Source organism: Homoserinibacter gongjuensis, assembly GCF_030161875.1.
In the GTDB taxonomy this organism is placed as follows: Bacteria; Actinomycetota; Actinomycetes; order Actinomycetales; family Microbacteriaceae; genus Homoserinibacter; species Homoserinibacter gongjuensis.
The window spans coordinates 1,073,405-1,086,134 of sequence record NZ_BSVA01000001.1; the positions used below are offsets into that span (position 1 = coordinate 1,073,405).

Consider the following 12,730-nt stretch of genomic DNA (forward strand, 5'->3'; position numbering starts at 1 on the left):
AGTCGAGAAGCGCCGTCAGTCGAGAACCGGCGGATGCGGTGCCGTCGGGCTCGAGGCCGTCCAGCCGAGCTCGGCGCCGCGGTGGAAGAAGTGGCGGAAGCTGTAGACGAGCGGGTTCCAGCGGGTCGGGTCGATGAGGTCGGTGCCGGGCTTGAGGATGACCGGATCGGCGTGCACCCGCAGCACCTCCGCCTCGACCATGTAGTACCCGCCGCCGTCGACCGCCGGGGTCGCCCGCCGCATCCGTGCCTCGAACTGCAGCGCGCACTCGAGCACGCGCGGCGGCGACACGAGCTCCGACGACTGTGGAGTGAGGCCTGCCGTCTCGAACTTGCGCGGTTCGAAGCGGTAGCGCGCCGCCTTCGCCTCGGGAACCGGATCGCGGCCCGTGAGCGACGCGAGCCGCACGACGGAGCGCCACTGCTCGCCGCTCGGGAAGTTCACCGTGAGCTCCTCGCGAGCGAGCAGGTTCTCGATCGTCTGCCCGCCGGCCTCGATGCCGAGCACGAGCATCTGGCCGAGCGCCCAATACGAGGATGCCGGGGCCAGGTTCGCGGTGCCGTCGGGGTTGAGAGTCGAGATCAGGTACGCGGGCGTGCCGACGTAGAGCACGCTCGGGTGAACGACGACGTGGGCCGGGCCGGCCGTCATCGGGCGTCGAGCTCGGGAGCCACCCAGCGTGATTCGATGCGCTGCACCGGAACGACGCGCACGACGATCGTCGGGTCGCCGGAGGGCAGCGGACCGTCGACCCCGACGCTGCCGGTGACCTCGTCGCGCACGACGGGGATGCCCGCCGCGGTTACCGCATCCAGGTCGAGTTCCACCACGAGCAGCTGCAGTCGCAGGTCGGCGTAGCGCTCGTCGAGCACCCGCTGGATATCGTCAGCCGTCGTCGTGCGGATTGGCTGACCCACCCCCACGAGCACGCCGCGGGTCGCCGCCTCGTAGGAGCCGAACGGAACGCTCGCCTCCCAGTCGTCGGCGATCGCCACATGAAAGGCGCGGGACTGCGATACCTCGCTCACCCTTCGACCGTAGCACCGCGCATTCCCCGCGGTCAGGGCCGTTCAGCCCTGGCGACTCACCAGTCGGAGCCGCCACCCGATCCGGAGTCGAAGCCGCCCCCGCCGTAGTCGCTGCCGCCGCCCGAGTCCCAGCCGCCTCCCCGGAGTCCCAGCCGCCGCCGGAATCCCAGCCACCGCCCGAGTCGTAACCCGAATCGCTGCCGCCTCCGCCGGATCCGCTGAACCGGAACCCGTTGGTGGAGAGCATCCAGATGACGAAGATGATGATGAGCACCATCGGCAGGTAGCGCCACGCCGACTTCTGCTCCTGCTGCTGCGGTTGCCCGTACGCCGACCGCCACGACCGTCGGCTCGCGCCGCTGCTCGTGCTGCTGCTCGCGCCGCTGCTCGAGGCGCGCGAGGTGGTGCGCACCGCACCCATCGCCTTGTTGTCGAGGTACTTCTCGACGAGCGCGTCGGCGCCCGAGATGAGCCCGCTCACGAGGTCGCCGGCCTTCAAGTGCGGCACCGCCGTGCCCTTGACGACCGCGTCGATGTCGTCGCCGTTCAGGTACGTCGAGATGCCGTTGCCGGCCTGGACCTGGATGCGGCGGGGCTGCCGAACGAGCAGGATGTAGATCCCATTGTCTTTCGCCTCGTCGCCGACCCCGAGTTCCTGGGCGCGCTTGCGCGCGTAGTACTCCACGTTCTCGGTGATCGTGTTGACCGTCTCCACCACGACGACCACGTCGTGCTTCTTACCGAGCCCGCGCAGATGTGCACCGACGGCCTGCTGCTGGTCGTAGGTGAGCATGTCGGCGGTGTCGACGACGTTGTCGTTCGCCTGACGCACCTCGACCGAGTCGACGACGATCATCGCCGGGTCGTCGGCGCGGAACGTCGAGCGGCAGAAGTCGCAGTGCCACAGTCCGTTGGTGTCCTGCGTCAGCTGGGTCGACCCGCAGTTCACGCAGCGCTGCGGTGCGAGCTCGGGGTCGCGCCCGTCGTCGACGGGTTCCGGATGCGGGTTCCCCTCGTCGTCGGGCGTGCGCGGCTCGTCCGGCGTGGGCGGGTTCTCGTCGGGCGTCACGAGGGCAGGCTACTGGGCCGCGAGCGCGCGCTCCACCGCCGCGCCCGAATCCTCCTCGGACGAGCCTGGATTACCAGCCCAACCAGCGCGGGATCAGCACGAACACCACGATGAACACGCCCGCGCATCCGAAGGTCATGAGCCCGACGAGGCCGTGCATCCGCGTGTAGCGGCTCAGAAGTCGTCCTCGTCGTCGTCGCCGACGTCGATCGCGCCGACGTCGGCGAGGTCTTCGATCCAGAGGTTCTCGTCGGCGCGCAGGGTCTGCCAGGCGGCGTAGGCCACGCCGGCGACGGCGACAACGCCGAGTCCGATGAGGATGAAGGTGCCCGGGCCGGGACCCTTCTTCGGCGGCGGCGCGAGCTTAACGACCTTGCCGCCCGAGCGGGCGGCAGAGCGCACGACATCACGCACGCGCGGATCGCGAACCGCCTCGATGACGGCGATCGCCGAGCCGACGGCGCCAGACAGGGCGGGGAGCACATCCCCCACGACCTTTTCCTTCACGGCCGATCCGGCCGAGCGCGCGCCCGCGATGCCCGTCGCGACGGCGGGCTGCACGTGATCGGTGTAGACACCGGCGACACGAGGGGCGACCTCTTCACGCGAGAGCGCGCGAGCCTGGTGGGTGGCCTCGCGCAGCACATGGGCGGCCTGATCGAGCGCTTCCCGCTGCTGTTCCCAGAGCTCGTCGGCCGAGCGCTTGAGCTTCTTCAGCTCCTTCTGACGCGTGCGGGACAGTGCCATGATGACCTCCGTTGTGCGGCTCGGCGTCCTCCCATCCTGCCACGGGGAGCTTATGAAACAATGGGCGGATGCCACTTCCCACCGCTGTCGCGACGATCCACACGACCCTCGGCGACATCAAGGTCAACCTGTTCGGCAACCACGCACCCATCACGGTCGACAACTTCGTCGGCCTCGCCACCGGGGCCAAGGAGTGGAAGCACCCGGGCACCGGTGAGGTGTCGACGAAGCCGCTCTACGACGGCGTTATCTTCCACCGCATCATCAAGGAATTCATGCTGCAGGGCGGCGACCCGCTCGGGCAGGGCATCGGCGGTCCGGGCTACCAGTTCGACGACGAGATCCACCCCGAGCTCGTGTTCGATCAGCCGTACCTGCTCGCCATGGCCAACGCCGGCATCCAGATGGGTCGCGGCACCAACGGCTCGCAGTTCTTCATCACGACGGTGCCGACGCCCTGGCTCAACCGCAAGCACACGATCTTCGGCGAGGTCGCCGACGACGCCTCGAAGCGCGTCGTCGACGCGATCGAGGCCGTTCCGACCGACGGGCGCGACAAGCCGCTCGACGATGTCGTGATCACAGGCATCGACGTCGAGAACCTGTGAACTCTCCCCGCTTCGGCGAGCAGCACGAGGAAGACCCTCGGTCTGCTACCGCCACCCCGATCGGCAGAGCTGGGTGCTGTGCCAGCGCTGCGGGCGCACGATCTGTCCGGAGTGCCAGATCCTGGCGCCCGTCGGCGTGCAGTGCCCCGAATGCGTTCGGGAGGCGGGCGGCTCGGTGCAGTGGACGCCCACGAACACCAAGCCCGTCAAGAAGCGCACCGCGGCGCGGCGGGCGCCCGTCGCATCCGGCGCTCGTGAGGGGTTCAGCGGATGGATCACCGGCCTGCTGAGGCCAGGTGGCGAATCGCCTCCCCTCAGTTGGATCTTCGCCGGCGCCCTCGTCGTGCTGTGGATTCTGGGGCTGTTCACCTCGAACCTGCCGTTCCTGCTGCTCGCCGCCGACCCGGCGGTCGCCTGGCAGCTCTGGCGCTACGTGACCGCACCGTTCGCGACCCCCGCGCAGTTCTCGATCTTCAGCGTGCTGGGCATCGCGATCAGCCTCTTCTTCTGGTTGCTCATCGCTCCGACCGCCGAGCGAACGCTCGGGCGCGCACGGTTCCTGCTCGTGTTCACCACCGCGGCCGCCGTCGGATCGGCGGCGATGGTGATCGCGGGCGCCTACGGCTTCGGCTTCAGTGCCGCGCTCTTCGGGGTGTTCGGCGCGTATGCGGTGCTCGTGTGGTCGTATCCGCCGGCGCGCATGCAGATCATCGGCGTGCTCGTGATCAACCTGATCATCAACATCTACGTGGGGGCGGGTACTCGCTGCCCTACCTCGTGGGTGGCGCGCTCGCGGGCGCGGGCGCGACCTACCTGCTGCGTTTCTACGAGGAACGGCCGCGCGCGAAGGCGTCGACCCCGTACCTCATCATCGGAGGCGCTGCGGTGGCCCTCATCGCGATCGCGATCTTCGTCAACGTCTCCCGATTCGCCTGATTGTCCACAGGTTCGTCCACAGTGTGGACAGAATCACAGGGGTGTAATTCCGGTCAGCGCCACCGGGTCGTCATGAGGAAGCCGATGAACATGATGCCGAAGCCGACGAGGATGTTGCCGGCACCGAGCGGCGGGATCGGCCAGGAGTTCTGGCTCACGTAGTACACGATGATCCAGGCGAGGCCGACGAGCATGAAGCCGAACATGACCGGCTTGAACCACACCGGGTTGGGAGCATCTTCGCTCTTCGCGGTCTCCGGGGCGGCCGGCTTGGTACGGGTCTTGGGACGGGCCATGCCCAGAATCATAGCCTGGCAGGCCGGGACGCCCGGATCAGGTGCTCGAGCGGTGGCGCCTAGAATCAGTGCATGAGCGTCGGGCCCGAGACCGCGCCGCCCGCACCCGAGCTCGGGGACGGTCGGCGGGCGCGCCGCGCTGCCGAACGCCGCCGCGCACGTTCGGGGCGGCGGGTGTCGATCATCGGCGTGCTGGGCGAGCTGCTCATCACGGCGGGCGTGCTCGTGCTGCTGTTCATCGGTTGGCAGCTCTACTTCACCGAGCTGACGGTCGGGAGCGAGCTGAGGAGCGAGGCCTCGCAGCAGAGCCGGGAGTGGAACGAGCAGGCTGCGGCGGCGCCGAAGCCGAGTAGCACCCCCGACCGACGAGCCCACGGATGAGCCCACCGCGCCGGTCTCTCAGGAGCCGCCCGTCGAAACGGCCCCCGCGAACGCGCAGCGACTCGGGATGCTGATCGTGCCGCGTTGGGGAGCCGACTACTACCGCACGATCGCCGAGGGGATCGGCGTCGCCGACGTGCTCAATCGGGGCAAGCTCGGCCACTACCCCTCCACCGCGATGCCGGGGGCGGTCGGCAACTTCGCGATCGCCGCGCACCGCATGGGGCACGGGGGATCGCTGCACCACATCAACGAGCTGCAGCTGGGCGATCACATCTACGTCGAGACGGCATCCGGCTGGTACGAGTACGAGTTCCGCAACCTCGAGTTCGTGCACCCCACGGGCGTCGGCGTGCTCGACCCCGTTCCGCAGTCTCCCGAGACGCCGCCGACCGAGCGCTACATCACGCTCACGAGCTGCAACCCGCAATACACCTCGAACGAGCGCATCATCGCCTACGGGGTCTTCATGCAGTTCTTCCCGCGCAATGCGAACGCGGCCGACTTCGGGGCCCCGGATGAGATCGCGGCGACCGTAGGAGGTGCGGCCTGATGTACGGTGCGTTGTGGCGGGTGCTGCCGGGCCCCTGGTGGGTGCGGGTGCTCATCCTGCTCGTGCTGCTCGTCGCGCTGCTCGCGGCGCTCGCCTTCTGGGTGTTCCCCTTCGTGCAGACCTTCATCACCACACCGGAAGTGACGGTGGACACATGACCCGCGTGCTCGTGGTCGACAACTACGACAGCTTCGTCTACACCCTCAACGGCTACCTGCTGCAACTCGGTGCCGAGACCGAGGTCGTGCGGAACGACGACTTCGCCGCGTCGGATGCGGCCGCGCGCATCGCCGAGTACGACGCGGTGCTGCTCTCCCCGGCCCCGGCACGCCCGCGGATGCCGGGGTGTCGATTCCGATCGTGCGTGCGGCGCTCGCCGCGGGTTCCCCCTGCTCGGCGTGTGCCTGGGGCACCAGGCGATCGCGGAGGCGCTCGGCGCCACCGTCACCCATGCCGACGAGCTCATGCACGGCAAGACCTCGCTCATCCGGCACGACGACTCGGCGTTCTTCGCGGGCGTGCCGCAGCCGTTCCATGCCACCCGGTACCACTCCCTCGCGGTCGTAGACGGCACGGTGCCCGACGAGCTCGAGGTGACGGCCCGCACCGACGGCGGGGTGATCATGGGGCTCCGGCACCGGGAGGCGCCGGTCGTGGGTGTGCAATTCCACCCCGAGTCGGTGCTCACCGAGGGCGGGTACCGGATGCTGGGCAACTGGCTCGCGTCGACGGGGCTCGCCGAGGCGGCCGAGCGGGCGGTTTCGCTGAGCCCGCTCGTCAAGCTCAGCTGACGGCGCCGCGGCGCAAACGCCGGGGTCAGACTCCGCCGCAGTAGGTGACCGTGATGGTCGAGCGCTGCGCCATCTCGCCCTTGCCGGACTGGCTCGTGACGTTGCCGCCTCCGCAGCTCTGGTCGATGACCGACTTCACGGTGAGCTGCAACGCCTGCAGCTGACCCTGCGCCGAGCTGATCGGCTGGCCCACGACATCCGGAACCTGCACCATGCCGTTCGAGATCACGAGGTTGATCGTGCTGCCCGCCGGCACCTTCTGCGCGCCGGTGCGCTGGGTGGTCTCGTCGTCGATCGTGATCGCGAGCACCTGACCGGCCGGCACGTTCGGAGAGTTCTGCTGCTTGCTCGTGCCGTAGCTGAGACCGGCGTCGGTGATCTTGGTCACGGCATCCGCTTCGGCCAGGAACATGAGCGACGGCAGGTCGACCGAGGGCGCGCCCGTCGAGACGAAGACGTCGATCGCCTCGCCCTGGTTGACGCGGGCACCCGGTCGGATGCTCGTGGAGATGATGACTCCCGTGGCGACGTCGGCGTCGGCCTTGTCGACCCGCTTCGGGGTGAGGCCGGCCTCGGTGAGCTCTTGGATACCGGCCTCGGCGGTCTGACCCGACACGTCGGGCACCGTGATCGCCAGATTGGGGGCGATCGCGGTGGGCGAGAGGCTGAAGACCCACACCATGGCGGCCACGATGATCACGGCCATGACGGCGATGCCGCCCCAGATCCACGCCACCGGCGGGCGGCTCTGCGTGCGGGTGGGGCGGTTCTCGTCGTTCGCGAGGCGGCGCAGCGTGGCTTCGGATGCCGCGGTCGAGTTGGGGTTGACGCCGAACAGCGTGGCGTTGAAGTCGTCGCTCGCGGGGGCGCGGTCGGGCACCTTGCCGCCCGCCGCCACCTCGAGGTCGGCCTTGAACTCGGCGGCGCTCTGGAACCGGTCGAAGCGATCCTTGGCGAGAGCGTGCATCACGACCGCGCTCATCGCGGGCGATACGGAGGGGTTCACGGCGTTGGGCGGCGTCGGCAGCTCGCTGACGTGCTGGTAGGCCACCGCGACCGGGCCGTCGCCACGGAACGGGGGCGCCCGGTGAGCAGTTCGTAGAGCACGACACCGGTCGAGTACAGGTCGGTGCGCGCGTCGACGCTCTCGCCGCGGGCCTGCTCGGGCGAGAAGTAGCTGGCGGTGCCGAGCACGGCGCTGGTCTGCGCCACGTTCGCCGACGACTCGGAGATGGCGCGGGCGATGCCGAAGTCCATCACCTTGACCTGCCCGTTGGGCGTGATCATGATGTTGCCGGGCTTGATGTCGCGGTGCACGACGCCGGCGCGATGCGAGTACTCGAGCGCGGTGAGGATGCCGGTCGTGATGCGGGCGGCCTCGTCGGCCGGAACCGGGCCCGTGTGGATGAGGTCGGAGAGCAGCTTGCCCTCGATGCGCTCCATGACGATGAACGGCAGCTGCACGTCGAGACCGTCGGGGCCGCGCACCGTCTCCTCGCCGGCGTCGAAGACGCGCACGATCGTGGGGTGCGCCATGCGGGCGGCGGCCTGCGCCTCCTGACGGAAGCGGGTGCGGAACGCGGGGTCGGTCGCGAGGGTCGGGCGCAGGAGCTTGATGGCGACCCGGCGGTTGAGGCGGGTATCGAGGCCCTCGTGCACCTCGGCCATCCCGCCCCGGCCCAGCAGCTTGCCGATCTCGTAGCGACCGGCGAGCGTGCGCACACTCTCGGTCACTGCGTCACTCACGCGGTCAGTCTAGCCGGGGCGGGCTGTACGCAAATCCTCCTGCGGACCCATGTCCGCGCCCTCCGTCAGGGTGCGGGATTGACCGTGATGCTCACCTGACCTGACGGTTTCGAGTCGATGCCGTTCGCGCAGTGTGCGACGTAGGAGACGGTGGCGTTGGTTCCGGGCGTGGGCCCCAGCTCGATGACGATCGAGTTGGTGCCGGCGCCCGGGTTGCCGTCGCTCGTCGTCGCGTTGTTCAGGGTGAACGTGTAGCCCTGAAGGGCGTAGCCGTCCGGGCACTGCGCGTACGTCGGGAAGCTGATCGTGACACCGTCACCGACATCCCCTGCGTCGGCGATGCGGTCGGCGTCGTCGGTGCGCCCGGCTGCGGGAATGCACCGTAGATCGTGAGCTTGATGGACGAGCCTCTCGGCACGTTGCCGACCGGGTTGATGTCCTGAACCGTGCCGACCGCATCGGGTGTCGGAGCCGCCGCGCCTGTCACGCGCTCGATCGTGAAGTCGCCGCCCGTCGCGTCGAGCTTGGCGATCGCCTCGTCTTCGGTGAGCCCCCGGTAGTCGTCGCGACTGATGGTGATGGTGTCGCTCGTCGGCTCGTCACTGGGCGTCTTGCTCGGTGGTTTGCTCGCGGTGGTGGGCGGCGGAGACGTCGGGTTCTTGTCGCCGTCCTGCGGTTGCACGAGGATCACGATGAGGATCGCGACGAGGGCCACGGCGAGCAGTGAGACGATCGCGATGAGGGGCCACATCCAGGGGCTGCGGCGGCGCGTCTCGGGGATCGGGGTGGTCGTCGACCCGGGAGCTGCCGACGGCATCACGCGCGTCGCGGCGGTCGACGCCGACTCGAGCGCGACGGCACCGGCCGCCACGCCGGGAACGGCGGCGGCGGCCCCGGCGATGTCGCCGCGACGCAACGCCTGCGCGGCGCGTGCGAGGTGCGCGGCGGTCGCGGGGCGATCCTCCGGGCGCTTGGCGATGCACGAGTACACCAGGTTCCGCACCGGCTCGGAGACGGTGACGGGCAGGTCGGGTGGGGCGTCGTTGATGTGCGCCATCGCGATCGCCACCTGCGACTCGCCCGTGAAGGGGCGCCGGCCGGCGAGGGCCTCGTATGCGACGATGCCGAGCGAGTAGATGTCGGTCGACGGGGAGGCCGGATGCCCGCTCGCCTGCTCCGGCGAGAGGTACTGCACCGTACCCATCACCTGACCGGTGGCCGTGAGCGGCACCTGATCTGCGATCCGGGCGATGCCGAAGTCGGTGATCTTGACGCGCCCGTCGGGCGTGATGAGCAGGTTGCCGGGCTTGATGTCGCGGTGCACGAGGCCGGCCGAGTGGGCGGCCTGCAGAGCGGATGCGGTCTGCGCCACGATGTCGAGCACGCGGTCGGTCGAGAGCACCTTCTCGCGCTCGAGCACCGTCGAGAGGGCCTCCCCCGGCACGAGCTCCATGACGAGGTAGGCCGAGCCGTCTTCCTCGCCGTAATCGAAGACGTTGGCGATGCCCTCGTGGTTGACGAGGGCGGCGTGCCGTGCCTCGGCGCGGAAGCGCTCGAGGAAGCCGGGGTCGCCGAGGTACTCGTCCTTGAGGATCTTGATGGCGACGGTGCGTCCGATCACGAGGTCGGTGGCCTGCCACACCTCCCCCATGCCGCCGATCGCGATCCGGCTCGACAGCTGGTATCGCCCACCGAAGGTGAGGCCGCTCGTGGGTCTCATCTGTTCAGCACCGCCTCTATGACCTTTTTCGCGAGTGGACCGGCTGTTCCATTGCCGGATCCGGATTGTCCCTTGCCTGCTCCGTCCTCCAGCAGCACCGCGACCGCGACCTGCGGGTCGTTAGCGGGAGCGAAGCCGGTGTACCAGAGCGTGTACGGGTCGTTCTTGCCGTTCTGTGCTGTGCCCGACTTGCCCCCGACATCGACACCATCGATTCTGGCACCGTTGGCGACGCCGCTGGCCACATTGGCGACCATCAGCTGGGTCATCGTCGCGGCCACGTCGGCGCTGATGGCGCGCCCGTACACGGTCGGCTCGAAGGCTTGCAGCACCGAGAGGTCGGGGGCCGTCACGCTCTCGACGAGGTTCGGCGTCATCACCTCACCGCCGTTGGCGATCGCCGCCGACACCATCGCGATCTGGAGCGGCGTCGCGCGGTCGTTGCCCTGCCCGAACGACTGCAGCATGAGCTGGGCCTCGCTCTCGGGCTTGGGGAAGACGCTCGGCGTGACCGGCATCGGCACCGTCAGCTCGGGATCCTCGAAGCCGAAGGCGACCGCCTGGTCGTGGATCGCGTCGTAGCCGAGCTCGGAGCCGAGGTTCGCGAACGGGATGTTGCATGAGAGCCGCAGGGCCGTCGCGAGACTCGTGGTCTCGCCGCCGCCGCACGCGCTACCGCCGGAGTTGGTGATCGTGGTGCTCGTGCCGGGCAGCACGAACGAGGGCGGGTTGGGCAACTGGCTGTCGGGGGTGTAGCCGCCCTCGAGCGCCGCGGAGGTCATGACGAGCTTGAAGGTCGATCCGGGAGGGTTCAGGTCGCCCGCGATGCCGCGGTTGATGAGGGGGTCGCCCGGATCGGCGAGCAACTGCTCGTAGTTCTGCACGACGACCGACTGGTCGTGGCCCGCGAGCAGGTTCGGGTCGAACGACGGCTTCGACACCATCGCCAGGATGCGACCGGTCGAAGGTTCGATCGCGACGATCGAGCCCGTCAGGTCGCCGAGTGCATCCCAGGCCGCCTGCTGCACGACGGGGTCGATCGTGGTGAGCACCGTCGCGCCGCGCGGCGTCTGCCCGGTGAGGATCTGGTTGAGGCGGTCGAGGAACTGCTCGTTGGCGCGGCCGCTCAGGTAGTTGTTGAGCGCGCCCTCGAGGCCGGTGTTCTCGCCGTGCAGCGTGAAGTAGCCCGTGACCGGCGCGTACAGCTCGCCCTCGGGGTAGACGCGTTGGAAGCGGTACTGGTCGTTCGACGGCGTCGATTGCGCGATCACCGTGTCGCCCGCGAGGATCTGTCCGCGCTCGACCGAGAAGCTCGCGTACAGGGTGCGGGTGTTGCGCGAGTCGGCCTGGAGCTGCTCCTGCTGCACGACCTGGATGATCGTCGCCGACGTGCACAGGGCGAGGAACATGGCGAGGATCAGCACGCTGACGCGGCGGAGTTCCTTGTTCACGCAGCACCACCTCCTCGACGACCGCGTGCGGCTGCTGGCGTACCGCATCCGACAACCGCAGCAGCAGCGCGACGATGAGCCAGTTGGCCACGAGCGAGGAACCGCCTGCAGCGAGGAACGGCGTCGTGAGGCCCGTGAGCGGGATGATGCGCGTGACGCCGCCGATGACGATGAACACCTGCAGCCCGACGGCGAACGAGAGGCCGACTGCGAGCAGGCGACCGAAGTCATCCTGACCGGCGATGCCGATGCGGAAGCCACGCGCCACGAAGATCAGGTAGAGGCTCAGGATCGCGAAGAGGCCGATGAGGCCGAGCTCCTCGCCGAGGCTCGCGATGATGTAGTCGCTCTCCGCGAGCGGCACCAGGTCGGGGCGACCCTGCCCGAGACCCGTGCCGACGAGGCCGCCGTCGGCGAGGCCGAAGATGCCCTGCACGAGCTGGTAGCTTCCGCCGTCGCGCTCGTAGACCTCGGGGTTGAAGGCGTCGAGCCAGTTCTCGAAGCGCCCGGCGACGTACGGAAGCACGCGGGTGGCGACCCAGCCGCCCGCGGCGAAGAGGGCGAGTCCGATCAGGATCCAGCTGCCGCGGCCGGTGGCCACGTAGAGCATCACGAGGAAGAGGCCGAAGTAGAGCAGCGCGGTTCCGAGGTCGCGCTGGATCACGATGACGCCCATCGAGAGGATCCAGACCACCAGGATCGGGCCGAGGTCACGCGCTCGCGGCAGACGCAGTCCGAGGAAGGAGCGGCCCACGAGCGAGAGCGAGTCGCGCGCGGTGACGAGGTAGCCGGCGAAGAAGATCGCGAGCAGGATCTTCGCGAACTCACCCGGCTGGAACGAGAAGATGCCGATCTGCACCCAGACATCCGCGTTGGCACCCGTCTCGCCGATCACCGGAACGACCGGCAGCAGCAGCAGCACGATGCCGATGAACATCGCGAGGTAGCGGTAACGCTGCAGCACGCGGTGGTTGCGCACGAGCAGCAGTCCGCCGATCGCGAAGACGAGCGCGATGGCCGCCCAGGCGATCTGCCGCACGCCGTACGCCGCCCAGCCCGTGTAGCCCTCGGCGATGTCGAGCCGGTGGATCATGGCGATGCCGAGCCCCGTGAGAAGCGTCGCGATCGGCACCACGAACGGATCGCCCTCGGGCGCCACGACACGCTCCACGAGGTGCAGCACGAGCACGAGCACGCCGGGTCCGGCGGTCAGCGCGAACATGCCGGGGTCCAGCTCCCCGGAGGTGCCGAGCTCGACGAGCGCGAGCGCGGCGGCCGCGACGCCGAGCGCGACCACGAGCAGCAGTAGCTCGAGGTTGCGCAGCCGAGCCGGGGTGCGCAGGCGGATGCGGATGGTCGTCGTGATCGGCGCGGATGCCGCAGCACCCGACCCGATCGTGTTCG

Annotated in this window: 14 protein-coding genes and 2 pseudogenes; 6 read left to right on the forward strand and 10 right to left on the reverse strand. The window is 69.2% G+C overall.

The window, feature by feature from the left end; genetic code table 11:
- Nucleotides 1–15: 15 nt before the first annotated feature.
- The 4 genes from QQK29_RS05825 to QQK29_RS05840 all read right to left on the reverse strand — a co-directional run bounded on the left by QQK29_RS05825 (nt 16) and on the right by QQK29_RS05840 (nt 2,844).
- The gene (locus QQK29_RS05825; protein WP_284298579.1) at nt 16–651 is read right to left on the reverse strand and encodes a flavin reductase family protein; all 636 of its coding nucleotides are present in this window, start codon (nt 649–651) and stop codon (nt 16–18) included.
- The gene (locus tag QQK29_RS05830) at nt 648–872 is read right to left on the reverse strand and encodes a hypothetical protein (RefSeq protein WP_284298583.1); all 225 of its coding nucleotides are present in this window, start codon (nt 870–872) and stop codon (nt 648–650) included. The genes QQK29_RS05825 and QQK29_RS05830 overlap by 4 nt, the downstream gene beginning before the upstream one ends.
- 13 nt (nt 873–885) lie before the next feature.
- Nucleotides 886–2,097 (reverse strand): TPM domain-containing protein, encoded by a 1,212-nt coding sequence (locus QQK29_RS05835; protein ID WP_284298584.1) that lies wholly within the window; start codon nt 2,095–2,097, stop codon nt 886–888.
- Between the two features lie 174 nt (nt 2,098–2,271).
- Nucleotides 2,272–2,844 carry a hypothetical protein gene (locus QQK29_RS05840; protein WP_284298586.1) on the reverse strand — a complete coding sequence of 191 codons (573 nt, stop codon included), beginning with the start codon at nt 2,842–2,844 and terminating at the stop codon, nt 2,272–2,274.
- 68 nt (nt 2,845–2,912) lie between these two features.
- Here QQK29_RS05840 and QQK29_RS05845 point away from each other — a divergent pair, with 68 nt between their 5' ends.
- Together QQK29_RS05845 and QQK29_RS05850 are read left to right on the forward strand one after the other, a co-directional pair.
- Nucleotides 2,913–3,452, forward strand: coding sequence for a peptidylprolyl isomerase (locus QQK29_RS05845; RefSeq protein WP_284298588.1), 540 nt, complete (start codon nt 2,913–2,915; stop codon nt 3,450–3,452).
- A gap of 73 nt (nt 3,453–3,525) precedes the next feature.
- Nucleotides 3,526–4,464 (forward strand): rhomboid family intramembrane serine protease, encoded by a 939-nt coding sequence (locus tag QQK29_RS05850; RefSeq protein WP_431308660.1) that lies wholly within the window; start codon nt 3,526–3,528, stop codon nt 4,462–4,464.
- Here the strand turns inward: QQK29_RS05850 and QQK29_RS05855 are convergent.
- Nucleotides 4,442–4,684, reverse strand: a complete 243-nt coding sequence (locus tag QQK29_RS05855) for a cell division protein CrgA (RefSeq protein ID WP_284298592.1) — start codon at nt 4,682–4,684, stop codon at nt 4,442–4,444. The genes QQK29_RS05850 and QQK29_RS05855 overlap by 23 nt on opposite strands.
- 72 nt (nt 4,685–4,756) lie before the next feature.
- Between QQK29_RS05855 and QQK29_RS05860 the strand changes: the two genes are divergently transcribed.
- The 4 genes and pseudogenes from QQK29_RS05860 to QQK29_RS05875 all read left to right on the forward strand — a co-directional run bounded on the left by QQK29_RS05860 (nt 4,757) and on the right by QQK29_RS05875 (nt 6,409).
- On the forward strand, nt 4,757–5,065 hold the full coding sequence (locus QQK29_RS05860) for a class E sortase (protein WP_284298594.1): 309 nt from the start codon (nt 4,757–4,759) through the stop codon (nt 5,063–5,065).
- Nucleotides 5,013–5,618 carry a class E sortase gene (locus tag QQK29_RS05865; RefSeq protein WP_284301912.1) on the forward strand — a complete coding sequence of 202 codons (606 nt, stop codon included), beginning with the start codon at nt 5,013–5,015 and terminating at the stop codon, nt 5,616–5,618. Before QQK29_RS05860 ends, QQK29_RS05865 begins: the two co-directional genes overlap by 53 nt.
- Complete coding sequence (locus QQK29_RS05870; RefSeq protein ID WP_284298596.1) at nt 5,618–5,776, forward strand: hypothetical protein; 159 nt, start codon at nt 5,618–5,620, stop codon at nt 5,774–5,776. Before QQK29_RS05865 ends, QQK29_RS05870 begins: the two co-directional genes overlap by 1 nt.
- A pseudogene (locus QQK29_RS05875) lies at nt 5,773–6,409 on the forward strand (aminodeoxychorismate/anthranilate synthase component II). Before QQK29_RS05870 ends, QQK29_RS05875 begins: the two are co-directional and overlap by 4 nt.
- A gap of 25 nt (nt 6,410–6,434) precedes the next feature.
- On the opposite strand, the gene QQK29_RS17830 reads toward QQK29_RS05875, so the two are convergent.
- The 5 genes and pseudogenes from QQK29_RS17830 to QQK29_RS05895 form a co-directional block, all read right to left on the reverse strand.
- Entirely contained in the window at nt 6,435–7,460 is a 1,026-nt protein-coding gene (locus QQK29_RS17830) for a PASTA domain-containing protein (RefSeq protein WP_348533820.1), read from the reverse strand.
- A complete protein-coding gene (locus QQK29_RS17835) occupies nt 7,412–8,155 on the reverse strand; it encodes a protein kinase domain-containing protein (RefSeq protein WP_348533821.1) in 744 nt (247 codons plus the stop codon). Before QQK29_RS17835 ends, QQK29_RS17830 begins: the two co-directional genes overlap by 49 nt.
- 238 nt (nt 8,156–8,393) lie before the next feature.
- Nucleotides 8,394–9,875 (reverse strand): protein kinase domain-containing protein, encoded by a 1,482-nt coding sequence (locus tag QQK29_RS05885; RefSeq protein WP_431308661.1) that lies wholly within the window; start codon nt 9,873–9,875, stop codon nt 8,394–8,396.
- Nucleotides 9,872–11,326: a peptidoglycan D,D-transpeptidase FtsI family protein gene (locus tag QQK29_RS05890; protein WP_284298598.1), complete on the reverse strand. Its 1,455-nt coding sequence runs from the start codon at nt 11,324–11,326 to the stop codon at nt 9,872–9,874. The genes QQK29_RS05885 and QQK29_RS05890 overlap by 4 nt, the downstream gene beginning before the upstream one ends.
- A gap of 13 nt (nt 11,327–11,339) precedes the next feature.
- Nucleotides 11,340–12,722 (reverse strand): annotated as a pseudogene (locus QQK29_RS05895) (FtsW/RodA/SpoVE family cell cycle protein); the annotation flags it as partial.
- Between the last annotated feature and the right edge of the window lie 8 nt (nt 12,723–12,730).